Origin of the sequence: Mycobacterium sp. 29Ha, assembly GCF_032883055.1 — a bacterium.
Taxonomy (GTDB): Bacteria; Actinomycetota; Actinomycetes; order Mycobacteriales; family Mycobacteriaceae; genus Mycobacterium; species Mycobacterium gallinarum.
Genome location: NZ_JAMQTI010000026.1, coordinates 58,392 through 80,316 on the forward strand (window position 1 = coordinate 58,392; position 21,925 = coordinate 80,316).

General features: G+C 65.9%; 23 protein-coding genes. 15 read left to right on the top strand and 8 right to left on the bottom strand.

What is annotated here, in order from left to right; all coding sequences use genetic code 11:
• Positions 1 to 2: 2 nt before the first annotated feature.
• Positions 3 to 1,004: an AraC family transcriptional regulator gene (locus M1248_RS26830; RefSeq protein ID WP_317150240.1), complete on the bottom strand. Its 1,002-nt coding sequence runs from the start codon at positions 1,002 to 1,004 to the stop codon at positions 3 to 5.
• 171 nt (positions 1,005 to 1,175) lie between these two features.
• Between M1248_RS26830 and M1248_RS26835 the strand changes: the two genes are divergently transcribed.
• From M1248_RS26835 to M1248_RS26855, 5 genes are all read left to right on the top strand, one after another.
• Entirely contained in the window at positions 1,176 to 1,862 is a 687-nt protein-coding gene (locus tag M1248_RS26835) for an alpha/beta hydrolase (protein ID WP_317150241.1), read from the top strand.
• Between the two features lie 70 nt (positions 1,863 to 1,932).
• On the top strand, positions 1,933 to 2,454 hold the full coding sequence (locus M1248_RS26840; RefSeq protein ID WP_232076346.1) for a hypothetical protein: 522 nt from the start codon (positions 1,933 to 1,935) through the stop codon (positions 2,452 to 2,454).
• Positions 2,451 to 2,897, top strand: a complete 447-nt coding sequence (locus M1248_RS26845; protein WP_163734989.1) for an RDD family protein — start codon at positions 2,451 to 2,453, stop codon at positions 2,895 to 2,897. Before M1248_RS26840 ends, M1248_RS26845 begins: the two co-directional genes overlap by 4 nt.
• Before the next feature lie 150 nt (positions 2,898 to 3,047).
• Positions 3,048 to 5,567 carry a transglycosylase/D,D-transpeptidase PonA2 gene (ponA2, locus tag M1248_RS26850; RefSeq protein ID WP_317150242.1) on the top strand — a complete coding sequence of 840 codons (2,520 nt, stop codon included), beginning with the start codon at positions 3,048 to 3,050 and terminating at the stop codon, positions 5,565 to 5,567.
• Positions 5,568 to 5,595: 28 nt separating this feature from the next.
• Complete coding sequence (locus M1248_RS26855; RefSeq protein WP_317150243.1) at positions 5,596 to 6,147, top strand: YceI family protein; 552 nt, start codon at positions 5,596 to 5,598, stop codon at positions 6,145 to 6,147.
• Here M1248_RS26855 and M1248_RS26860 read toward each other — a convergent pair.
• A complete protein-coding gene (locus M1248_RS26860; RefSeq protein WP_317150244.1) occupies positions 6,144 to 7,421 on the bottom strand; it encodes an alpha/beta hydrolase in 1,278 nt (425 codons plus the stop codon). The genes M1248_RS26855 and M1248_RS26860 overlap by 4 nt on opposite strands.
• A gap of 139 nt (positions 7,422 to 7,560) precedes the next feature.
• On the opposite strand from M1248_RS26860, the gene M1248_RS26865 reads away from it, so the two are divergent.
• The 6 genes from M1248_RS26865 to M1248_RS26890 all read left to right on the top strand — a co-directional run bounded on the left by M1248_RS26865 (position 7,561) and on the right by M1248_RS26890 (position 12,916).
• Positions 7,561 to 9,966, top strand: a complete 2,406-nt coding sequence (locus M1248_RS26865) for a nitric-oxide reductase large subunit (protein ID WP_317150245.1) — start codon at positions 7,561 to 7,563, stop codon at positions 9,964 to 9,966.
• Complete coding sequence (locus tag M1248_RS26870; protein ID WP_163735005.1) at positions 9,963 to 10,595, top strand: hypothetical protein; 633 nt, start codon at positions 9,963 to 9,965, stop codon at positions 10,593 to 10,595. Before M1248_RS26865 ends, M1248_RS26870 begins: the two co-directional genes overlap by 4 nt.
• Positions 10,595 to 11,416, top strand: coding sequence for a slipin family protein (locus M1248_RS26875; RefSeq protein ID WP_163735008.1), 822 nt, complete (start codon positions 10,595 to 10,597; stop codon positions 11,414 to 11,416). The genes M1248_RS26870 and M1248_RS26875 overlap by 1 nt, the downstream gene beginning before the upstream one ends.
• Entirely contained in the window at positions 11,409 to 11,738 is a 330-nt protein-coding gene (locus M1248_RS26880; protein WP_163735011.1) for a hypothetical protein, read from the top strand. Before M1248_RS26875 ends, M1248_RS26880 begins: the two co-directional genes overlap by 8 nt.
• 299 nt (positions 11,739 to 12,037) lie before the next feature.
• The gene (locus tag M1248_RS26885) at positions 12,038 to 12,655 is read left to right on the top strand and encodes a hypothetical protein (RefSeq protein WP_317150246.1); all 618 of its coding nucleotides are present in this window, start codon (positions 12,038 to 12,040) and stop codon (positions 12,653 to 12,655) included.
• A gap of 45 nt (positions 12,656 to 12,700) precedes the next feature.
• Positions 12,701 to 12,916 carry a hypothetical protein gene (locus M1248_RS26890; protein ID WP_317150247.1) on the top strand — a complete coding sequence of 72 codons (216 nt, stop codon included), beginning with the start codon at positions 12,701 to 12,703 and terminating at the stop codon, positions 12,914 to 12,916.
• A 4-nt stretch (positions 12,917 to 12,920) separates the two neighbouring features.
• On the opposite strand, the gene M1248_RS26895 is transcribed toward M1248_RS26890, so the two are convergent.
• The 5 genes from M1248_RS26895 to M1248_RS26915 form a co-directional block, all read right to left on the bottom strand.
• On the bottom strand, positions 12,921 to 13,445 hold the full coding sequence (locus M1248_RS26895) for a hemerythrin domain-containing protein (RefSeq protein WP_163735016.1): 525 nt from the start codon (positions 13,443 to 13,445) through the stop codon (positions 12,921 to 12,923).
• A gap of 13 nt (positions 13,446 to 13,458) precedes the next feature.
• Positions 13,459 to 14,343 carry a sucrase ferredoxin gene (locus M1248_RS26900; protein WP_317150248.1) on the bottom strand — a complete coding sequence of 295 codons (885 nt, stop codon included), beginning with the start codon at positions 14,341 to 14,343 and terminating at the stop codon, positions 13,459 to 13,461.
• 2 nt (positions 14,344 to 14,345) lie between these two features.
• Positions 14,346 to 15,563, bottom strand: coding sequence for a cupin domain-containing protein (locus M1248_RS26905; protein WP_317150271.1), 1,218 nt, complete (start codon positions 15,561 to 15,563; stop codon positions 14,346 to 14,348).
• 7 nt (positions 15,564 to 15,570) lie between these two features.
• Entirely contained in the window at positions 15,571 to 15,762 is a 192-nt protein-coding gene (locus tag M1248_RS26910; RefSeq protein ID WP_317150249.1) for a hypothetical protein, read from the bottom strand.
• Positions 15,763 to 15,876: 114 nt separating this feature from the next.
• Entirely contained in the window at positions 15,877 to 16,152 is a 276-nt protein-coding gene (locus M1248_RS26915; protein ID WP_317150272.1) for a hypothetical protein, read from the bottom strand.
• A gap of 356 nt (positions 16,153 to 16,508) precedes the next feature.
• Between M1248_RS26915 and M1248_RS26920 the strand changes: the two genes are divergently transcribed.
• The 3 genes from M1248_RS26920 (at position 16,509) to M1248_RS26930 (ending at position 17,868) form a co-directional block, all read left to right on the top strand.
• Positions 16,509 to 17,171 carry a DsbA family protein gene (locus M1248_RS26920; RefSeq protein ID WP_174262174.1) on the top strand — a complete coding sequence of 221 codons (663 nt, stop codon included), beginning with the start codon at positions 16,509 to 16,511 and terminating at the stop codon, positions 17,169 to 17,171.
• 71 nt (positions 17,172 to 17,242) lie between these two features.
• Positions 17,243 to 17,491: a type II toxin-antitoxin system Phd/YefM family antitoxin gene (locus M1248_RS26925; RefSeq protein ID WP_163735025.1), complete on the top strand. Its 249-nt coding sequence runs from the start codon at positions 17,243 to 17,245 to the stop codon at positions 17,489 to 17,491.
• Positions 17,488 to 17,868 carry a PIN domain-containing protein gene (locus M1248_RS26930; protein ID WP_317150250.1) on the top strand — a complete coding sequence of 127 codons (381 nt, stop codon included), beginning with the start codon at positions 17,488 to 17,490 and terminating at the stop codon, positions 17,866 to 17,868. The genes M1248_RS26925 and M1248_RS26930 overlap by 4 nt, the downstream gene beginning before the upstream one ends.
• 35 nt (positions 17,869 to 17,903) lie before the next feature.
• On the opposite strand, the gene M1248_RS26935 is transcribed toward M1248_RS26930, so the two are convergent.
• Positions 17,904 to 21,290 carry an ATP-binding protein gene (locus M1248_RS26935; protein WP_317150251.1) on the bottom strand — a complete coding sequence of 1,129 codons (3,387 nt, stop codon included), beginning with the start codon at positions 21,288 to 21,290 and terminating at the stop codon, positions 17,904 to 17,906.
• Positions 21,291 to 21,591: 301 nt separating this feature from the next.
• Between M1248_RS26935 and M1248_RS26940 the strand changes: the two genes are divergently transcribed.
• Positions 21,592 to 21,921, top strand: coding sequence for a hypothetical protein (locus M1248_RS26940; protein WP_317150252.1), 330 nt, complete (start codon positions 21,592 to 21,594; stop codon positions 21,919 to 21,921).
• The last annotated feature ends 4 nt before the right edge of the window (positions 21,922 to 21,925 follow it).

Genomic DNA, 21,925 nt, shown 5'->3' on the forward strand with positions numbered 1-21,925 from the left:
TCCTACACCAGCGCCCCCAACCGACACTGCCTCGGTGTCCTGCCGAACCAGCGTCGGCACGACCGATTCAACGCGCTCTGTTCGGCATATCCGAGCAGACCGGCGATCTGTGAGAGATGCAGCTCCGGCTCGGCGAGGTAGCGTGCGGCCTGCGCTCGGCGTTCGCGGTCGATGATTTCTTGGCAGCGGGCACCCTCGTCGCCGAGTCGCCGCTGCAGCGTTCGCGGATGCATGGCGAGCTCACCGGCGATCGCTTCGACGGTGCAGTGCCCGGTGGGTAGCAGTCGGCGTGCCAGCTCGGCCACGCGGTCGGACAGCGTGGCATTGGCCGGAAGATACGTCGCCTCAAGGTATTCGGTGGCGATGCGATGTGTTTGCGGGTCGGCGTTCTCGTTGCCACGGGCGGCCAGCTCCGCCGACAGCTCGAAACCGGCCCGCGGCCGTTGGAAGTACACAGGGCAGCCCAGTGCGTCACGGTAGGCGGCGTCGGTGCCCTGTTGGGGATGCGGGAATGAGACGGCGTCTAGGCGCGATGACGGCCCGCCGAGCATGCGGACGATCTGCGCGGCGATGCCCATGCTCAGCTCGTAAGCCTGGATGTGAGGAACTCCCAGCTCGACGATTTCGTAGATGAACTCGACGCCGCCATCGTCGCGTGGCTGGGCGGCCAGCGTGAGCGCGGGGGAATGAATATAGAGGAAGCGCTCGATGGCTTCGATGCCGCTGAGCACCGTCGCCGCGCTGCGCACGATCACCGCAATGGGCCCGATGATGTGCAGGCCTTGGCGGCCCGACAGGCGCAACCCGAAGTCGGGGCAAGTCAGCTCCTCGGCGGTGGCTTCGAGTATCCGGACGAGCGAAGCAAAAGGGATGAACGTGTCCACCTCGAGCTCGGTCCCCGAAGGGATGCCGAAACGGTCCAGAAACACCGCCGGGTCTGCCCCGAGCTCGCGTACGAGCCCGGGGTAGCCCCACATCGCCGTGGACCGGATCAAGTTGACCATCGTGGCTTTCTGTCGCGAAATGGTAAAAATTTGTCCGATCTTGACAAGACTCGGAGGCGTGCTGACAGCCATTCTCATTGCATGACGCGACACATGGGAAGGATTCGTCGTGAGATCGTGCGGGCGGCACTGAGGGGGTGTCGCTCGCAGTTAGCGCCGCATCGGAACTCGGTGCGCGTTGACCGAAAGATGTATGACGCCGTCACCGCGTTGACGCGACCGCTCGAGGGCCTGCACTGGCAGCGAGAGGTCGTCGGCAGCGTGCCGGTGGAGCGGACGGTGAGCTTGGGTGCCAACGCAACGCTGATCTATCTGCATGGCGGAGCGTACGGGCTGGGCAGCGCGTACGGCTATCGGGGCGTCGCGGGCAGGCTGGCTGAGGCGGCGTGGATGGCGGCCGTGGTGCCGGACTACTCGTTGGTGCCGGAGGCAGTGGCGCTTGAGGAGATGGTCGAGGTGTACACGGCGCTGCTGGCAGCCGGCATGGACCCTCAAACGACGGTGATCGCGGGTGATTCAGCGGGTGGCGGGTTGGCGCTGGCGCTGGCGATGACGCTGCGGGACAGGGGAATCGCGCGACCGGCGGCGTTGGGCTTGATCCGCCCGGTGATCACATCGGTGGTGTCTCCGGTGTCCGGGAGCTTCGCGGATCTGCCGCCGATTGTGTTGCAGAGCGCGGGCGAGGATCCGCTGGTGGAGAAGATCGTCGGCGTGGCAACGGATGTCGAGCACCAGCGGTCCGACGGGCTGTGGCACGACATCCACCTCCACGCGGGTGTGCGCGCCGAAGCCGATCTCGCGCTGGCCGAGCTTGGTGCGCGGTTGCGCGCGCACGTGCACGGGACGGTCGGGCTCTGATCTTGACCCACGCCAGCTGGCTCTAAATGTCACACCGCGCAAATTCACGTTTCCGAACTACCATGCGGTGATGGGCACCGGTGTCGACCTGCTGAAACACCCGGTGGTATCCGCCGCTGTGGGCACGGGGGTGATGGCGGTCGGAGCCGCGGAGGCCGCTTATCGCGTCGCGGAGAAGGTGCCGGTGCTCGGGCCGCTGATGCGGCGCGGCGTCGTCGGCCTGTCCGAGCTGGGCGACAGATGGGTGACGCAGAGCGCCGACCAATTCAAGGCTGTGGTGGCCGGTGTCGCGGTCGGTTTGGTCGACCTGGTCCTCGACGAGATTGATTTGAACGCGCTCGTACGCGAAAGAGTGGATATCGATGCGCTCGCAGCCGATCTCGACATCGACGCGGTGATCAACCGGGTTGACCTGATCGCTCTGGCGGACAGGGTGATTGAAGGTGTAGACCTACCGGCGATCATCCGCGAATCGACGAATTCCATGACCGCCGAGGTGATGATGGACGTGCGCACGCAGGGCGAGCGCGCCGACGACGCCGTGGCGGGAATCGTCAATCGCATGCTGGGGCGTGACCGGGACACCCGGTGATTACGCCGGAACCTGACGTTGAGCGGGCGGCCGGGATCATCACCCGGGGGTTGGCTGCGGTCATTGACCTGTTCGTGGTGCTGCTGATCATGGGCGCGCTCTACGGAGGCCTGGTGCTGGTGAGGCTCGTGTATTCGCCGACAGCGTTCAGCCTGCCGTCACTGAACGCCGTGTTCTCGACGGTGGTGACATTTGTCATCGCCGTGTTGTACCTGACGGGATGCTGGACGGTCTCGGGATCGACCGCGGGCGCGGCAACGATGGGCCTGCGGGTCGTCGGGCGACGGTCACAGCGCGTGCGTCTTCTCGTTGGATTGCTGCGATCGATCTGCTGTGTGCTCTTCCCGGTCGGACTGCTGTGGGTGGTACTCGACCGTCAGCGAAGATCGTTGCAGGACATCGTCTTCCGGACGCGGGTGATCTACCTGAGGGGAGCGCGTTGACCGGGTGCCGCAACAATCCCCCTGTTATGCCGCTGCCGTGAGGTATTCGGCGAATGCGTCAGCGTCTGCGGCGTTCGTCGGTAGAGATCCGGTGACGATTCGTCTTTCGATTCGAGCGCCGTGGGGTTGCCGGCTCACTAATCTGAGTGCATGGGGGAGCACCGATCGGTGTGGGATGCCGTCGCGAAGTTGATCTTGTGTTGTCTGTCTGCCGGTGCACTGGTGGCCGCACTGCTGTTTCCGCTGGTCGGCACTATGGGGTTGGTTTCGAACCGGGCTGCCGACGTCGTCACAAGCGGCTCGGCGCAGCTGCTGCAGGGCGACGTCCCACTGGTCACGACGATGGTGGATGCGGCGGGGAAGCCGATCGCGCGCGTGTACTCACAGCGCCGGTTCGAAGTGCCTTCCAATCGGATCGCCAACACGATGAAGCTGGCGATCGTCTCGGTCGAAGACAAGCGTTTCACCGAGCACAACGGCGTGGACTGGCAAGGCACGCTGACCGGTGTTTCCGGCTACCTCGCCGGAAACATCAACACCCGCGGGGGCTCGACCATCGAACAGCAGTACGTGAAGAATTTCCGGTTGCTGGTGACGGCTCAGACCGACGCCGAGCGGCGGGCCGCCGTCGAGTTGACGCCCGCGCGCAAGCTGCGTGAGATGCGCTTGGCGCTCGCCCTCGACAAGACGCTGTCCAAGGAAGAGATTCTCACCCGGTACCTGAATCTGGTGTATTTCGGCAACGGCGCATTCGGCGTGCAGGATGCGGCGCAGACGTACTTCGGCGTCAATGCGTCGGACCTGAACTGGCAGCAGGCAGCGCTGCTGGCGGGGCTGGTGAAGTCCACGAGCATCTTCGACCCGTACAACAATCCCCAGGCCGCGATGGAACGGCGAAGCGTGGTGTTGGACACCATGATCGAGAATCTGCCTGCGCAGGCCGACGAACTGCGTGCCGCCAAGGTCGCACCCTTGGGTGTGTTGGCCCGGCCGCGCCAGCTGCCGGGCGGATGCGTTGCCGCCGGGGACCGCGGCTTCTTCTGTGACTATGTGCTCGACTACCTGGCCAAGGCAGGCATCAGCAAGGAGCAGGTGGCACGCGGCGGCTACGTCATCCGCACGACCCTTGACCCGAAGGTGCAGGATTCGGTCAAGTCGGCGATCGACGAGTTCGCCAGCCCGACGCTCGACGGGGTGGCCAGCGTGATGAGCGTCATCAAGCCCGGCAAGGATGCCCATCGCGTCGTGGCGATGGCCAGCAGTCGCACTTATGGACTCAACGGCGACGCCCACGAAACGGTGCAGCAGCAGCCGTTCTCGCTCGTGGGCGACGGCGCGGGCTCGATCTTCAAGGTGTTCACCACCGCGGCGGCGCTCGAAATGGGCATGGGCATCAACAATCAGTTGCAGGTGCCCGGCTCGGTCCAGGCCAGGGGACTCGGCAGCAGCGATACACCGGGCTGTCCCAAGGAGACGTGGTGTGTGAAAAACGCTGGGAACTATCGCGGCTCGATGAATGTCACCGACGCGCTGGCGACGTCGCCGAACACCGCCTTCGCGAGATTGATTCAGCAGGTGGGTGTTCCGCGCGCCGTCGACATGGCGGTGCGGCTGGGGCTGCGGTCGTACGCGCTGCCCGGCACGGCGCGGGCATACGACCCCGATAGCAACGAGAGCTTGGCCGACTTCATCAAGAGGCAGAACATCGGGTCGTTCACGTTAGGACCGTTTCAGCTGAACGCGCTCGAGTTGGCGAATGTGGCGGCGACGCTGGCGTCTGGCGGTGTGTGGTGCCCGCCGAACCCGGTCGACAAGATCTTCGACCGTTACGGCAATGAGGTGACGGTCGACAGTCAGCCGTGCGACCAGGCGGTGCCCGAGGGGCTCGCGAACACGTTCGCCAACGCGCTCAGCAAGGACGATCAGAGCCCGGGCACCGCTGCGGCCGCAGCCGCGTCGACGGGGTGGTCGCTACCGCTGTCGGGCAAGACGGGGACGACGGAGTCGCACCGGTCGGCGGGATTTCTCGGCTTCACCAATCAGTACGCGGCGGCGAACTACATCTTCGCCGATTCCAGTACACCGTCGGGCATCTGTTCATTTCCGCTGCGCGAGTGCGGTAATGGGGACCTGTTTGGTGGCAACGAACCTGCCCGCACGTGGTTCACGGCGATGAAGCCGATCGCCACCGACTTCGGAGAGGTGCGCCTTCCGCCGACGGATCCGCGCTATGTCGACGGCGCGCCGGGTGGCAAGGTGCCCAGCGTCACCGGCCTCAAGGTGGATGCGGCGCGTCAGCGGTTGCGAGAGGCGGGCTTTCAGGTGGCGGATCAGCCGTCCTCGGTGAACAGTTCGTCACGATACGGAACGGTCGTCGGGACGACGCCAAGCGGTCAGACGATTCCGGGGTCGATCATCACCATCAACATCAGCAACGGGGTAGCGCCGGCACCGCCGCCGCGGCCGGTCGAGCCGCCCCCGCCTCCGCCCGGCGTGCCTCCACCACCGCCGCCGGTGAACCCGATGGTCATCGAGATTCCGGGGTTGCCGCCGATCATCTTGGGACCACCACCACCACCACCACCACCGCCACCAGGCGCGCCACCGCCGCCGCCAGCCCCGCCACCGCCACCGCCGCCGGGACCACCGCCCCCGCCTCCGCCGCCCTAGATGCGCGCCGGCCGGTACATTCGGTCCGATGACCGGCAACGAGTGGAGTGTGGACGCCTCCGAAGGTGAGCTGCTCGTGAAGACCGGCGTGACGGGCAGGGCGGCCAAGATGGGCCACCGGTTGACGATCGCGATGACCGAATGGCAGGCCACGGTGCGGTGGAGCGGCGGCGAGCCCGTCGAGGCGGAAGTGATCGTCGACGTCAATTCGCTTCAAGTGCGCAAGGGTGAGGGCGGTGTGAAGGGGCTGTCCGCGCCGGAGAAAGCGCTGGCGCGGTCAAACGCGTTGAATTCGCTTGATGCCAAACGGTTCCCGCAGATCCGTTTTCACGCAGGTGACATCGACAAGTCGGACGACGGCTATCTGATGACCGGCACGCTGGAGATCCACGGCGTGAGCAACGAGTACGCGGTCAACCTGCGCGTCGATGATCTCGGCGACAAATGGCGACTATCGTGTGAAGCCGACATTGTGCAATCGGACTTCGACATCAAGCCCTACTCGATGCTGATGGGTTCAATGAAAGTCGTTGACACCGTGTCGGTGTCGTTCACCGCGGAGCGGACGAAAGAGGGCTAGACCGCGACGTTGTCGAGCGCACGACGCGCATAGATCTCGGCGAGGAATTGCTCGACGGCAACAGCTGCGTGCGCGGCGCGGGCCGAGCCGAAAATATCGAAAGCATGCTGGGTGAAAGGCAGTTCGGCGTACACGACCGGCTGTGTGCTGACTTCTCGCAGCCTTTCGACGAAGCCTCGCCCCTGCTCGACGGGAACAAGCGAGTCGTTGCGGCCGTGCACGACGAAGAACGGCGGAGCGTCTGCGGAGACATGGGTCACCGGCGATGCGTCGACATAGGGCTGCCGGTTCGTCGAAAGCCGTTGTTTGACGACCATCTGCTCGAGCAATTCGGGCATCGACGGATGCATCGCGTCTTCGAAGCGGGTGAAGTCGTACACGCCGTAGAACGGGACCGCGGCCTGGACACGGGTGTCGGCGTCTTCGAACCCAGGCTGGAACCGCGGGTCGTTGGGCGTCAACGCGGCCAGCGAGGACAGATGGCCACCGGCCGAGCCGCCGGTGATGGCGACGAAATCGGGGTCGCCGCCGTACTCGCCGATGTGTGCCTTCACCCATGCCAGAGCGCGCTTGACGTCGACGATGTGGTCGGGCCACGTGTTGCGTGGGCTGTGCCGGTAGTTGATCGCCACGCAAACCCAGCCGAGCTCGGCAAGGTGGCTCATCAACGGATGCGCCTGTCCGCGCTTGTTGCCGGTGGTCCACGCCCCGCCGGGGATCTGGAACAGCACCGGCGCCTTGCTGTTTCGGTCGAGGTCGGGTCGTCGCCAGACATCGAGATGATTGGCGCCGCCGTATTCGCCGTAGCTGATGTCGCCGTCGTGGGCGTAGTCGCGATAGATCCGCAGCATCCGCAGAGCGCCGGGTGTCTTGGCGGTGCCGTCGCCTGCCGGCCGACGCCACAAACCATCGGAGTTGGTGCGTCGATGTGGCCCCAGGCCGTTGTCCAAGGCGGCGGTCAGTGGGGCGGAGGCCTGGTGGCCGGCGCGGTTGAAGTTCAGCAGACCCAACGCGGACAGGCCGGCCACGATCCACGCCGTCCTGCGCACCGGACGCGTGAGGCGGCGCGCGGTGAGCAGCAGTCCGGCGAGCTGGCTCGCGAGTGTCTGCAACGGGAACTCGGTCACCACGAGACCGAACGCCCACGAAAAGATCGAGGGGTATCCCTTTCGCGCCACCGGGCGATATCCGTTCAGTGTCGAAGCGGCGGTCAGTGCCGCGACAGCCAACGCCCCGACCTGCCGGGCGATGTGAGCGGCTCGGGTCTTCTGCATTCGGTCACGATACGAGGCGGTGGTTGCAGTCCGGACGTGACGGGTTGCGATGTTGCGAAACACCGCCACCTCGGCGCGGGTTTCGTTACGTTGGCCAGAGATGCTGCGGACGTGACTCAATTCGCACGGGGGTGTGGCAATGACAGAGCAGTCCTTCCTGCCAGTTCCGACTAAAGCCGAGCTTGCGATATCGAAAGGATGGGTTCAGGGCGTCGCCCTGGTCATGGTCTTCGGCTTCATGATCATGGGCATATTGGCCGCCAGGACCTACACCGACTCGATGCCGCTGCCGCAGCGGGTGGTCGGCCCGGACGGCCAGACCCTGTTCACCGAGCAACAGGTCACCGCTGGACAGCAGATCTTCCTGCGCCGCGGCCTGCAGCAGTACGGCTCGATCATGGGCCACGGCGGCTACCTCGGTCCGGACTACACCGCGGAGTACCTGCGCTTGTCCGCCGACGACGTCGGCCAGCAGCTGCGCGACTCTGGATCGCCGGACCCGACGGCCGACCTCGTCAAGATGATGCGGACCAACCGCTACGACAAGGGCACCGGCACGCTGCAGTTCACCGCCGAGCAAGTGGCCGCCTTCGACAACGTCCGTGCTCACTACGCCGATGTCTTCGGCACCGACTCGACCGAATACGGGCTGATCCCCCAGCTCATCACCGACCCTCAGGAAATCCACGATCTCACCGCGTTTTTCAGCTGGACGGCCTGGGCCGCCGCAGCCGAGCGTGAGGGTCACGCCTACTCCTACACCAACAACTGGCCACCCGAACAACGCGTCAACAACACCCCGACGGCCGACATCCTGGTCTGGTCGGCGATGTCGCTGATCGCCCTGCTGGCCGGGCTCGGCGCACTGTTCGCCCTCTATGGCCGGTGGAGCCGCAAAATCGGTTGGCACGCAACGGAAACCCCCTCGCTGGCCTTCCGCCAACCGGGCGAAGTGGAGATCACCCCGTCGCAGAAAGCCACCGCCTGGTTCTTCTTCGTCGTCGCGGTGCTCTTCCTCGGGCAGGCTGTACTCGGCGGCGCCATCGAGCACTACCGCGCCGAGCTGAGCAATTTCTTCGGCTTCGACCTGGCCCAGATCCTGCCGTTCAACCTGGCGCGGACCTGGCACGTTCAACTGTCGCTGCTGTGGACGGCGGCATCTTTCCTCGCCGCAGGCATCTTCCTCGCGCCCATCATCTCCGGCCGCGAACCACGGCGACAGTCGTGGCTGACGTACGGGCTGCTCGGTGCGCTGTTCGTCGTCGTGGCCGGCACTCTGGTGGGAACGGCCTTGAGCACCTTCGGCGTGGACTGGGCCAAAGGCTCCATCTTCTTCGACCAGCAGTGGGAATACCTCGACCTACCGAGGTTCTGGCAGATCCTGCTGGTCGTCGGGCTGTTCTTGTGGATGGCGATCATCTTCCGGGCGATCCGCGCGCGCCTGAAGACCGAGAGCAAGCTCAACATGCCGTGGCTGTTCTTCTATGCCGGCCTGGCCATCCCCGCGTTCTACGCCGTCGGGATGCTCGCGGGTACCCAGACCCACCTGACCGTCGCCGAATTCTGGCGCTTCTGGGTGGTGCACCTGTGGGTCGAGGACTTCCTGGAATTGTTCACGACGGTGATGGTCGCCTACATCTTCGTGATGCTCGGCGTGGTGCGCCGCCGGATCGCCATCCAGCTGATCTTCCTCGACGTCATCTTGTACTCGGTGGGTGGCGTGATCGGCACGATGCACCATCTGTACTTCTCCGGCACGCCAGTGGAACACATGGCTCTGGGCGCGTTCTTCTCCGCGATGGAAGTCATCCCGCTGACCTTCCTCACCGTCGAGGCGTGGACATTCCTGCAACTGGGCTCGCGACAGCAGTCGCGCAGCAGCGCACCGTTCCCGCACCGCTGGGCGGTCATGTTCCTTGTCGCCGTGGGCTTCTGGAACTTCGTCGGTGCGGGCATCTTCGGCTTCCTGATCAACCTGCCCATCGTGTCCTACTACCAGATCGGCACGGCACTGACCGCCAACCACGCCCACGGCGCGATGATGGGCGTCTACGGGATGCTCGCCGTCGGCCTGGCGCTGTTCGCGCTGCGCTACATCATCCCGTCGAAACGATGGCCGGACAAACTGGCCAAGCTGTCGTTCTGGTCGCTCAACATCGGCCTGGCGTGGATGGTCTTCGCCACCCTGCTCCCGCTGGGCGTCCTGCAGTTGTGGCACTCCGTCAACGACGGCTACTACGAGGCGCGCACCCTGGGATACATCACCCAGTCGGGCAACGTCGTACTCGAATGGTTGCGGATGCCCGGTGACTTCCTGTTCATCCTCGGCGGCGTGCTGCCGTTCGTCTGGATCGCCTGGCTCGGTGTGCGATACGGCATCAAGGCGACCACGCACACGATGCCCGCGGAGACACTCTTCGTCGAGGAACACGCGCAGGCGGAGGAAGACCGCACCGGCCTGGCGGCGACGGGCGGCGGGTCGTCGCGTTATGCGTCGGATCGCCGGTTGCCTGACGATCACGAAACCGTCGGGGGTAGTTCGTGACCGCGGGCATCGCGATCGAAACCTGGCTGTCGATCGGGTACGCCGCCCTGCTCGTCGTGATCGCCTACGGCATCGACATGTTCGCCCGCCGCGCCGCCGCCAAGGTGGAACAACAACGGTCCGGCCCGTTCGTCTACCACGAGGACCACGATGCGTGGCTGTGCCCGCAGGATCAGTGGTTGTGGCCCAAGTCATTTGACCCCGACAACCGGGTCATGCGCTACCGGGGCAGCCCGACGGTGTGCAACGCCTGCCCGGTCAAGCACTCCTGCACCACCTCCAACGACGGCCGCGAGGTGAGCCGCGCGATCGACAGCTGGCCGGCGTCGGAGGCGGCACGCTTTCACCGCGGGATCGCCTGCGCCGTCAGCGGTATCGCCGTCATCTGGCCGCTGGCCATGGCGCTGGTGGCCGCCACCGTGCCGGAGACACTGATGCTGCTGGGGTGCGCCGTCGCGGTGGGCGTTCTTTCGCTGCCGCTGTGGTCGCACCTGCGCCGCACCCCGGCCGTGCCGCCGGGCGTGCTGTTCCAGTCACTCGACGAGAACATCGAGGAGCGAAAGCGGTTGGCCGAGGCGGAAATCCGTCGTCGTACCTCCTATGCATCCGACCGACGGGAGACACGCTGATGAGTGGTCCGTTGACTGTCGCCGTCGTTGTCCTGGTCGCGCTGCTCGTCGCCGTGGTGATCGCGTCACTGCGCGTCGTCAAGGAGTACGAACGCGGTGTGGGCTTCCGCCTCGGCCGGTTACGTGGACCGCTGGGACCGGGAATCGTCGTCGTTCTGCCCGGCGTCGACAAGCTCGTGCGCGTCGATCTGCGCACGGTGACGTTGACCATCCCGCCCCAAGAGGTCATCACGCGCGACAACGTCACGGCGCGCGTCAATGCCGTCGTCCTTTTCCGGGTTACCGATCCGACGAAATCCGTGATGGCGGTGGAGAACTTCGCGGTCGCCACCTCTCAGATCGCCCAGACCACGCTGCGGTCGGTGGTCGGACGTGCCGACCTCGACACGCTGCTGGCCCACCGCGCCGATCTCAACGAGGACCTGGCCGCGTCCATCGCGAGCCAGACCGAACCCTGGGGGGTCAAGGTCGAGGTCGTCGAGATCAAGGACGTCGAGATTCCCGAGATGATGCAGCGGGCGATGGCCCGCGAGGCCGAGGCCGAGCGCGAGCGTCGCGCCAAGGTGATCAGCGCGCACGGCGAATTGCAGGCATCCGCGGAGTTACGCGATGCCGCAATAACACTCAGTGAGAGTCCGGCGTCGCTGCAGCTGCGCTATCTGCAGACCCTGCTGGAACTCGGCGCCGACCAGAACTCGACTGTCGTTTTCCCGATTCCGATGGATATCGTCCGCCCGTTCCTCGAGGGCGGCAATTCGACGAACGACGCAGGCGGTGGTGACGCCGTCCCCCACATCAGGAGGGTGAGATCCGATGACTAGCGCAGCACCTGATCCTGGCATCACCGCGCCGGGCGGTGACGACGTCGACGCTCCCGAGGTCGGCCGCCCCGTCGTTCTCGAACCCACGCCGCCTGGAATGTGGCGGGCGCTGCTGGGGATGGCGGTCGCCGTACTGGCACCGATGCTGGGTTTCCTCGTCGGCGGCGTCTTCGGTGCCGGCACGATAGGCGAATCGGTCGATCCGATGTTCATCTCGCTGTTCGTCGGCATCGTGATCGGCGGGATCGGACTGCTGATCGCGTTGTCCGGCGGGGCCCTGTTGTGGCGGCACTTCCATCGAGAGGATGAGGCCGAGTTCTGATCCGTCGGTCACGCGGTGCGCCGCCCCGCCCGATCGCTCCGCTGCGTCGAGCATGTTGCCGATTCGTGGCTCAGGCACGAATTTGACGAATGTCACACCATTAGCTGATCTTTAACGCAGGCCACTATTTGCGGCCTGCGCCACGTGGTCGGGCGTACCGAGAAATTCACTGGTCTGGCCTTTGTGAGCTGTGATTTTACGGCTAGGAGGGCGTCGCGGCCCATCTCGGTTATCGGCACGACAAGCCATCTGGGTGGTTGCTGAACGCGCTCGGGCGTGTCGGGTAGGGTGCACGCCCGATGGGAAGACACGCATTAGCCAAAACGCGGCAACGGTCGCTGACGTCCGTGGCTGCGGGCGTCGTCTCTGCCGCGGCATTGTTGGGTGTCGCGGCAGACAGTTATCCGCAGCTCAGTGACGATGCCTCGTGCTGCACAGAGGTCGCGGCTTCGACACCGGCGCTGGTAGCGGTGGGCCCGATCGGTCCCGAACCGGCCCGCTTGGCCGTGTCGCCCACATTGCCCCCCAGCGTTGCGCGGGAGACTGGACTCCAGGTCAAAACCATCTTGGCGGCACGTTCGGTCAGCGCAGAGTTTCCCGAGATTCTCGACATCGGCGGAGTCCGGTCGGATCCCTTGAAATGGCATCCGCACGGATTGGCGATCGACGTGATGATCCCGAACGCTCGCTCGGCTGCCGGGACAGCGCTCGGGGACAGTGTGCTCGCGTACGTCCTGAAGAACGCGGAGCGCTTCGGCGTGAATCACGTCATCTGGAGGCAGACCATCTACCGGCCCAACGGCTCGAAAAGAGCGATGTCGGACGCCGGCTCAGACACAGCCAACCATTTCGACCATGTTCACATCGCCACGGATGGCGGCGGATATCCCCGGGATGGCCAGACCTACCTCCGCTGATACGCGGTCTGACGCCTGCCCAGCGGAGGGGTACAACGGAGACATATGAAATATGCGCTCGGTGCCCTCTATCTGGCGGGGTGGCTCACCACCACGTTCCTGCTGCTGCGCAGCGGCGCGTTCGCCGACGGGAGTCGCCGCAAGCACCGCGCGATCGCCGGGGTGGTCGGCGCGGTGTGCGCGTTCGCGCTGGCGGCGGTGTGGCCGATTTCCGGCTGGATACTGCCGTTCCTGCGCAACGCGATGGACGGTGACGGCTGATAGTTCAGGAGTGCTTGGCGATGTAGTCGTCGGCGTCCTTGTCGCGGTTGTCGACGTTGATCGTCGTCTCGCGATCGGCATAGAGCCGCAGCCACTGCATCGCCAATTCGTGCCGGAGCTCGAGGGAGGCACTCTTGATGAAGTCCGGCATCGCCTCGCGCTCTTCCTCGTCGAGGTGTTCGCCGTTCTCCTTGCGGGCCTCGAAAACGGCGTCGAACCATTCCTTGGTGCCCGTCTTGTGTTGGCGTGAGCGACGAATCGCGTCGCGGATCGAGTTGTGGTCGGTGATGGCGTCCTCGGTTTCGTCTTCCGGGTCGCCTTCGGGATTGCCGCGGTCCTCGCTGCCGCCGTGCTTGAGCAGCGCCGGGTAGAACACGGCCTCCTCGACTTCGGCGTGGACGTCGAGGCGGGCGCCGAGGGCGTCCCAGATCGCGGCGAGCTCGGCGTCGGACTTCGCGTCGTCCAACAGGAAGAATTGACGACGAAACCAGTCGTGGTCGGCGTAGATCAGATCGATGATGTCTGCCATGCAAACAGCCTCCTCAGTGCGACGACATTGACACTAGTTCGAACGTGCGCACCGAGCCCGGAACCGAGGCGCGGCACATGGACAGCAGCGGCTCCGACATCTTCTCCGCGAGAACGACATTCACGGAGCCCGAGTCCGTGCGGAGCTCGACGCGGATTTGATGCTCGGCGTGTTCGACGTTCACCGGTGACAGAGCGTCGATGCGGTCCTCGCCCAGGGATTCGCGCGCGAAATACTGTGCGGCTTGCACCGGGTGGGGCAGGGATGTGCGTCCGCGCAGATATCTGTGGTCCAGCCGACCGTCGAGATATTTGGACACCAGAGCGGCGGAGTCGGTCGAGTCGACACGCCCGTAGCACAGGCCCTCGGGCAGGATCAGCATGGTGGCGGCGAACCGGTCGCCGCCCAAGTGTGAACATTCCCAGGTGAATTCGGGGTATTCGGCCGCGATGGCCGACGCCGCGCTGCGTCCGCGCACGGCGCAACACTGGTCGTGTTTGCCGTGCGCGCAGACCGCGACAAGTGGTCCGTCGACCCGTTCACCGTCGGAGCCGTCCAGAGCGATGTCCAGGTACCCGCGAGCGTCGTCGACCTCTCCGCCGTAGAGCGCCTCGCTGCCCTCGTCGCATTGCGCGATGAACCATCGCCAGCGCGGCGTCGCGTCTCGGCGTCCCGGCCGGCGTATCGCGGTGACCCGCAGGCCCTCGGTTTCGATGCGGCGGCAGATGCTGCGCCCGAGTTCGCGGTCGATGAGGGAGGGGGAGTCGAGGAAGGCCGATTGGCCCCAGCCGCCGGACAGTTCGAGCATCGCCCAGGCCCGTCCAGCACCGGCCGTGCCGTAGATGGGGTCGTTGCGCGCCAGCGATTGGTCGCTGCACGGCGTGCGCTTTGGGCTCATCCTTAGGTTGTACCGTCCTCGACCGCGACCACGACGGCCTCGCGCAACAGTCGGCGAATGAGCACCGTCGAGTCGGCGTGGTCAAGGCCCGGAAGTGTTTGCGCGTCCGCGACGAGCCCGTGTTGCATCGCCTCGAGCGCCGTGGTGCACGAGTCGGGAAATGTGATGGTCCGGTCCGGCAGTCGTAGGCGCACCTGTTCGCCGAGGTGCTCGAGCGTGCCGATCAGCCCGTGGCGCCAGTGGACTCGTTTGGCGCCGGCGGTGGCCATGGCGTCCAGGGTGGCCAGGGGCCGTACGGCGACGGGCCGGGTCCGTTGCGCGTGACGATCCGACAACTTCGAGGCTGTCTTGTCGCTGAGGTCGGCGGCCCGGTCGCGTACGGCGTCGGCGATCTGTGCCATCACTTTGCTTGTCGTCGAGGCCATTTCACTGCGATCGGTGGCGTCGATGCCCATGGGTAGAGATTTTCGGAACTCTTCGTCGGTGGCGAGCGTGTCGACGACCGCGCGGGCGACGTCGAAGTAGGTCAACGCCGATACGCCGATCGTCAGGTGGATGGACGTGGTGTCCTCGGAGCGGGCGGAGTGCACCCAACCGCGGGGCAGATACAGCGCGTCGCCCGCCTTCAGGACGGTGTCGATGGTCGGGGCATCGCGGACGCGTGCGGTGATGGCGTCGCGATGCTCGGTCCACGGTTGCGAGTCGAGCGGGTGCTGGTGCACGGGTTCGTGCACGGTCCAGCGCTTCTGGCCGGAGGCTTGGAGGACGAACACGTCATGGACGTCGTAGTGGGGCTCGAATCCCTGTGCGTTCGGCGGGGTGATGTAGGCGTTGGCCTGCACGGGATGACCCAGGTCGTCGGTGAGGCCGCGCACGAAGTCGATCAGCGGGGGCCATAGCCGGTGCAATCCTTGAAGGACGATGGTCGCACCGGTGGCGAATTCGGCGAGCACCTTGGCCGAGTCGACCTGGTCGGGCATCTCGGCGCCGAAGCCGGCCGGTCCGGTGTAGCAACTGCGGGCCAGCACGTCGCCGGTCTTGGCCATCCGGATGAAGGGCGCGCGTACCCCGCGCTCAGCGATCAGCTCGTCAACCGCGGTGGGTGAGAGCAGATCGCTGAAGTCGCGGGGCAGCGCGGCGCTGCGACTGAGCAGGGGTTTGCGGCCCCAATATTCGGTGGCGAAAACGTCGGTATCAGTTGCCACGCACCGGCTCAGCATGCTGACCTCAGGCGGTTCCGTCGGCACCGCCGTCGTGACCCTCGGGGTTCGAGCCGCCGTCGGCCGTTCCCTCGCCGCTCTTGTCCTCGTCCGCGGTTCCGTCGGCGCCGCCGTCGTGGCCTTCGGGGTTGGAGCCGCCGTCGGCGGTACCTTCTCCGCCGCCGCCTGCTGTCGTCATGTCGTCATCGTCGAGTGCCATGATGGTTTCCTTTCTTTGGCTGATCACGCACATCGGGTGTTCACCCGCCACGCGCTGCCCAAACGCCGCAGCGGCGCCAATTTCGCCGTCGATCTCAGGCGGGGGTTCGTGGGCCTAGACGGTGTCCCGTGCGTCGTCTGCGGCAAGAGTGTGAGTGAGCTGGCCATCAGGATCGACGTGCACGGTGCCGTCCTCATGGGCGCCCGGCAGGTCCGGCATCTCGTGACGATTACCTGCCGAGCGTTGTCGGAGGAACCACACCAGCACACCCACCGACGTCGCCCCGGCCGCGATCACCGTCGGCCACGCCAAGACCTGGGCGAGCCAGACGCGCCGCTGGACTTTGACGATCCGCTGTTCTGCACGCCGGAGCCGGGTCAGTTTGTTCATGCCGCCGGGATGCCCAGGACGGACCAGTGGAAAACCAGCGGGGGTCGCAGCAAGGACCGTTGGACGCTGGACCAGGCGACGCGGACTGGAGCCACTATCCGAGTTGCCAAGCTCACAGCGACTGTGTCGCTCAAGTACTACGGCTCGCCCCCTCATCAGCGACAGCGTCGCTCTGAGCCTGGCAACTCGATAGTCGACCGGACTCGGCGGAGACGGCGTTGCCCCGCAGGCACGGTTCTGGCTCGTACGCACGTTCGGGCGCGCCTGTTTGCGGGGTGCGCGGACCTTGCCAGAAGACGGTGCGCCGGCCCAGTGCGGTGGTGAAGACAAGTTGAGAGCGGCTCATGATGGAACCCATGGACAGAAGACGGATGAAGCTGGCGATGCGTGCCCTCGGGGCGGTGCTGGGCGTGGCACTGCTGATGTGCGGACCGACGGCAGGAGTTGCGCAGGCGGCCGTGGCGGCGCCGGCGGGAGATGTCATCGCCCTCGGCGACCCGCATGCACTCGGGGTGGTCGATCTGTACGTGGATCCGATGTGCCCCTTCAGCGGGAAGATGGTCCAAGAGCAGGGCGAGGAAATCGGTCAACGCCTCGAGGACGGCAGGCTTCGCGTCAACCTTCGATTCGTGGACTTCCTCGACAAGTACTCGGCCAGCAAGACTTACGACATTCGCGCGACCTATGCGACCTTCGTGGTGGCTGACCAATCGCGATCGAGCGAGATCACGTGGCGCTACGTCCAGCAGATCTTTTCGGCCGAGCAACAGCCGCAGGAGGGAGGGCCCACGGATCTCGACAACAATCAACTCGCCGGCCTGGCCAACCGCGTCGGCGCACCACCGCCGGCTCAAGACCTGATCAGGCTCGGGCTGCCGATCGGTTTTGACGCCCACGCCATCACTGCCAACAACCTCGCACTCCTGCGCCAGTTCCCCGAGCCCGGCGTTCCGACCATCGTGATCAATGGTGGACCTGTTGATGGCAACTCGGACTGGCTCCACCAACTACCGGGCTGACATCTGCGCCACGCTGCGGCCTTGCTCAGCGGGCGAGCAGCAGGTGGTAGCACATGTGCTACCGTCCGACTATGGAGGCTGTTGGTCTGCGCGAATTGCGCCAGAATGCGTCCGAGCTCGTGCGTCGGGTGGAGGAGGGTGAGGAGATCGTCATCACCGTCGCCGGCAGGCCTGGCGCTCGGCTCGTACCCGCCGCACCCCGCACCTGGCGCCGATGGGACGACGTGGCGGAGCTATTCACCGGACCCGAAGACCCGGCCTGGGCCGCCGACCGCGAGGAACTGGCCGACGACATTCGGGATCCGTGGGCGAACGCGTGAGAGCGATTCTCCACACCAGCGTCGTCATCGCTTCCGATGTTCTTCCGCTTGAAGGCGAGCTAGCCGTCAGTGCTATCACGTTGGCTGAACTACATTTCGGCGTGCTCGTCGCGAAGGGCCGTAATGTCCGCGCGGAACGACTTCGTCGGCTGCTGCTGCTTCAACGGACGTTCGATGCCGTTCCGGTGGACGACGCCGTGGCTTCGAGCTACGGAAATCTGGCTGCGGCGGTTGTCGAGGCTGGACGTCGGCCCCGAGCTCGATCCATGGACTTATTGATCGCGGCTACTGCACACGCCCTTTCGGCGCGGCTCTACACCCGCAACGTCGCAGACTTCGTCGGCCTCGACAACCTCGTCGAGGTTGTCGAGGTCTGACCGGCGATTCGGCGTGCGAAAGACCACGTCCAACTTCAGACGCCAGCAGGCACCTTCGCCGCGCTCGCCCGCATCTCTTTTCGCAGCGACGTGAACTCCGAAATTGTCCGCGTGGCGACGGTCGCGACAGGGCGAACATTGCGGCCGGTGGCCTCGGTCTTGGACACCATCACCACGCTGTCGATGTAGGGCTGGATCGTCGTGGCATTCTGCACCGTCGCCACGATCACCAGCTGGAAGCCGAACTTGCGAAATGCCGACAGCGCCTGCTGCGCGAACTGCGGATCGGACTTGGAGAACGCCTCGTCGAGCATCAGCTGCGCGAACACCGGTGTGTTGTCGTGCCCCTCGGCGGCAGCCGAATATGAGTCCTGCGCGGGGCTGGCCAGGTTGAAGCTCAGCGCGCCGGCGAGACAGAACGCCATCAGCTTCTCCTGCTCACCGCCGGAGTTGTCGCCCGCGTTGCTATGCGTGCGGATCAGTTCGTCGCCAGCCCATTCGGCGCAGTCGAACGTGAACCGGTTGCGCACATCCAACGCGTCGCGGGTCCACGCCTTGTCCTCCGGCGCGGTCGATGCCAGCCGGTTGCGCAGCCGCAGAATATCGGCGTACTGATCGAGGATCGCCTGCTTGTCGCCCAGCCCCACCTCGGCGATGCGCCGCGAGATCGACCGCACGATCTCGGTCAGCTCGGCGACCGCCGGCAGCTGCCGCGGGGTCGCGCGCAGCGTCAGCCGGGTGCCGCGGTTGAACTCCACCGAGCCCAATCCGGTGTTGACACGCTCGATCTGCTCGGCGATGCGCCGCGTCTCCTGCTCGGCGACGCGGTGCAGCGTCAGGATCGCGTCCGGTGCCTGCTCGGTGACCAAACGCATCATCCGCTCGTAGGCCTCCGGCAGTTCGCGCTCGTCGATGTGCTTGCACAGCGCGACGTAGTCGTGCACGCGCTCGTCGAAGTTCTCGCTGTCGTTCGGAATCGCGTCAGGGAATGACGTGTCGAATGTGTTGAGGATGCGGGCCAGCTCGTCGTAGGAGCGGCGTCGGCTCTCGCGCAGCTGCTCGCGATCCTTCTTGATCGACGTGAACAGCGCGTCGCGGTGCGGTTCCGGGTCGAGCAACTCCAGGCTCACCGGGAGTTGCGCGACGTAGCGGTGCAGCAGCTCGGTCAGCGGTTCGGACACGAACGTCGGCGACAGCCGCTCAGCCAGCTCCATCAGCCGGGTGCGGCGCTCGTCGAGGCCGTCGCGCCGAGTCTGGATCGCTCCGCGGCGCGTCATGAATTTCTGGATCTGCGACCAGCATTCGTCGGCGCGCGCGTTGAGGGCGTCGAGGTCGGGGTTCTCGGCGAGCAGCAGCTCGTACTGTTCGCGCAGCCGCTCGGCGTGCCCGTCGGCGGTCTCGGTGTCGATCTGGCTCCACTGCGGGTACTGCTCGCAGATCGCCTTGCACGCGGTCGCGCGGTCGCGCCACTGCTGGCGTTGGGCGGCGATGTCGTCGGCGACGCGGCGGGCTTTCTGGTACGCGTCCTCGGCGGTGGCGAGTTCCAGTGTCAGCGCGTTGATCTTGGCGGTGACGTCACCCTGGTACAGGTACTCGGACTGCCTGATCGGACTGCGGTCGTCCTTGACGGCGAGTCGGTCGGAGTCCTTGTAGAGCCCGGTGTCGGTGACCGCGCGGCGGAAGCGTGCAAACACGTCGGGGGTGTCGACGCAGATGTGGTCACCGGCGTTGGCGATGACGTCGAGGGCTTCGGCCGCGCACGGATGCGAGGCGTCGACGGCAAACAGCTTGCCCGCCAACGTGTTCGGATCAGGATCGACGGGTTCGGCGCCCAGGAACTTCGCCCGGACGTGGTGCAGCTGCAGGCGACCGCGCATGTCGGTGTCGTTGACGAAGCGCAGCACCTTCTCCCAGTGCTGGTCGGGCACCAGCAGCCGCAGCCCCGCGCCTCTCAGGACCTTTTCTACGGCGGTGCGCCAGCGGGTCTGGTCGGGCTTGAGGTCGAGCAGTTCGGCGATGTAGGGCAGCTCGGTGGAGTCGGCTTTGATGGCCGCGCAGATGTGGTCGCGCATCGCGATGGCGAACTCCGGCAGCGCGGAACCGACATGCTCGACGCGTTTGAGTTCCTTGGCGGCGTCGTCGCGGGCGATGCGGGCGGACTTCTGGGCGTACTCGGCGTCGGTCGAGGCCTCGCGATTGCGCTCGACCTTGGCGAGCAGTTCGGTGGCCTGAGCGAGCAGGTCCTCACGCAGGTTCCAGAACTCGTCGGCAGTGTCGGGGTGCTCGATGTCCTGAGCGGTGAGCATGTCCTCGTAGGCACCGCGGCGGCGCTCCACCTGCTCGGCTTCGGTCTCGGCGGCGGTCACCTGGGACTGCAGCGGAGCGAGGTTGGCGCTGGACCCGCTGATCTGCGCGTTGAGCGAATCCGCTTCCGCCTTGGCCAGATTCAGGCTGCGGGTGACGTCCTCGTACTCATTCTCGAGCTGATCGATGGTGCTGTCGAGCGTGGCGATCTGCTCGGGGCACTGGGCGAGGCGGACGTGGTCGGTGAAGGCCCGCACCATCGGCGCGTCGACGAGGTCGATGATGCCCAGGTCGGAGGACTCGGAGGTGTAGCGGTGGTGGATGTTCTCGATGTCGCCGAGGATCTTGCGCTTCTTCTGCGCGACGGCCAGCAATTCGCGGGCCTCCACGAGAGGGTCGATCTGCTTGAGCGCTTCGGGCAGCCGGGCCAGGCTGTCGGGTTCGTCGAGCATGAACTCGCGGACGAACTGCTCCAGTCCGCCAACGCTTTTCAGCGACTTGGCCTTGCCGAGCAGCTGCTGGGCGGCGTCGGAGGCGCGGATGCCGATGGTGGCGTAGAGCTGTGCGAGGTACTGCGATTCGACCTTGGTGGAGAAGCGCCAGTCCGCCGTGAAGACTTTCGCGTCGAAGTGGCCCGCGGCCCAGCGGTTGCAGACGTCCTCGATGTCGAGGTCGCCGTCGCCGAGGACGAAGCGGCTGGACGAGTCGTTGCGCGATTCGCCCGTCAGCCATTTGAGGACCAGGCCGGTGACGGTGCGCCCGGAGTCGCTGGCGTAGGTGACGGCGACGGCCGACCAGGCGGTGCCGTCGCCACGGAGGTACATGACGCGGCTGGAGCCGCCGTCGCTGCGCTGGCCCCAAGCGCCGCGGACGTATTTGTCGACGGTGCGGCGGCCGGCGCTGGATCCGGCGGCGGTGTTGTCGCCGGAGGCGTTGAAGTTGCGGCGGTTGAACGGCAGGAAGCCCAGCGATATCGCGTCGAGTAGGGAGGACTTGCCGCTGCCGGACGCGCCGGCGATCAGCGCGCCGCCGCGGCTGAACGGGATGGAGTGGTAGCCGTCGAACACGCCCCAGTTGATGACCTGCAGCCGGGACAGGTGGAACTGCTCAGTCGTCAACGTCGTCCTCTGGGGTCGTGGGTCCGGACGCCCAACATAGGCGACCGGGACGACAACTCCGGCGCGGGAAGGGGTCGTGTCGGCGGGGAAATTGGGCGCGGATCCGTTTGCCGAGGTCGGCCGAATCCTCGCTCGCACAAGGTCTTGCGCCGGCTCGGTGTCCTTGTGGCAAACGAGATTCATGTGGCTGCTGGGTTTGGCGAACCACAGCCCAGCGAGGGGTTAATTGGCGTACTTCGGTGCGGGCGACGAACCGTATCCTGGATCTGATTGCCATTTGCTCAGCACGAGAGGAGGGGCGGTGCCTGACGAAGTCAGGGTGACTCCCGAGGACCTGCATATGTCGGCTGCCACGGTCGACGTGCACGCCGACAACGTGCACGCCCGCCACTTCGAGGCGGACAGTCGGATGGACGCGGCGCAGCCCGGTTTGCCGGTGGGGTCGGCGGCGGCGCTGACCGACGCCGTGGGGAAGTGGCAAGCGGACACGTCGGCGATATTCGGCCGCATGGTCGACCACTCGGACGTGCTGCGTACCGGTGCCGCGGCGTACATGCGGGCGGACGACGACGGGGCGGCCGCTATCCATCGCGCCGAGCAGCCCGTAAGTGACGTCGACCTCGGGCTGTAGCGCG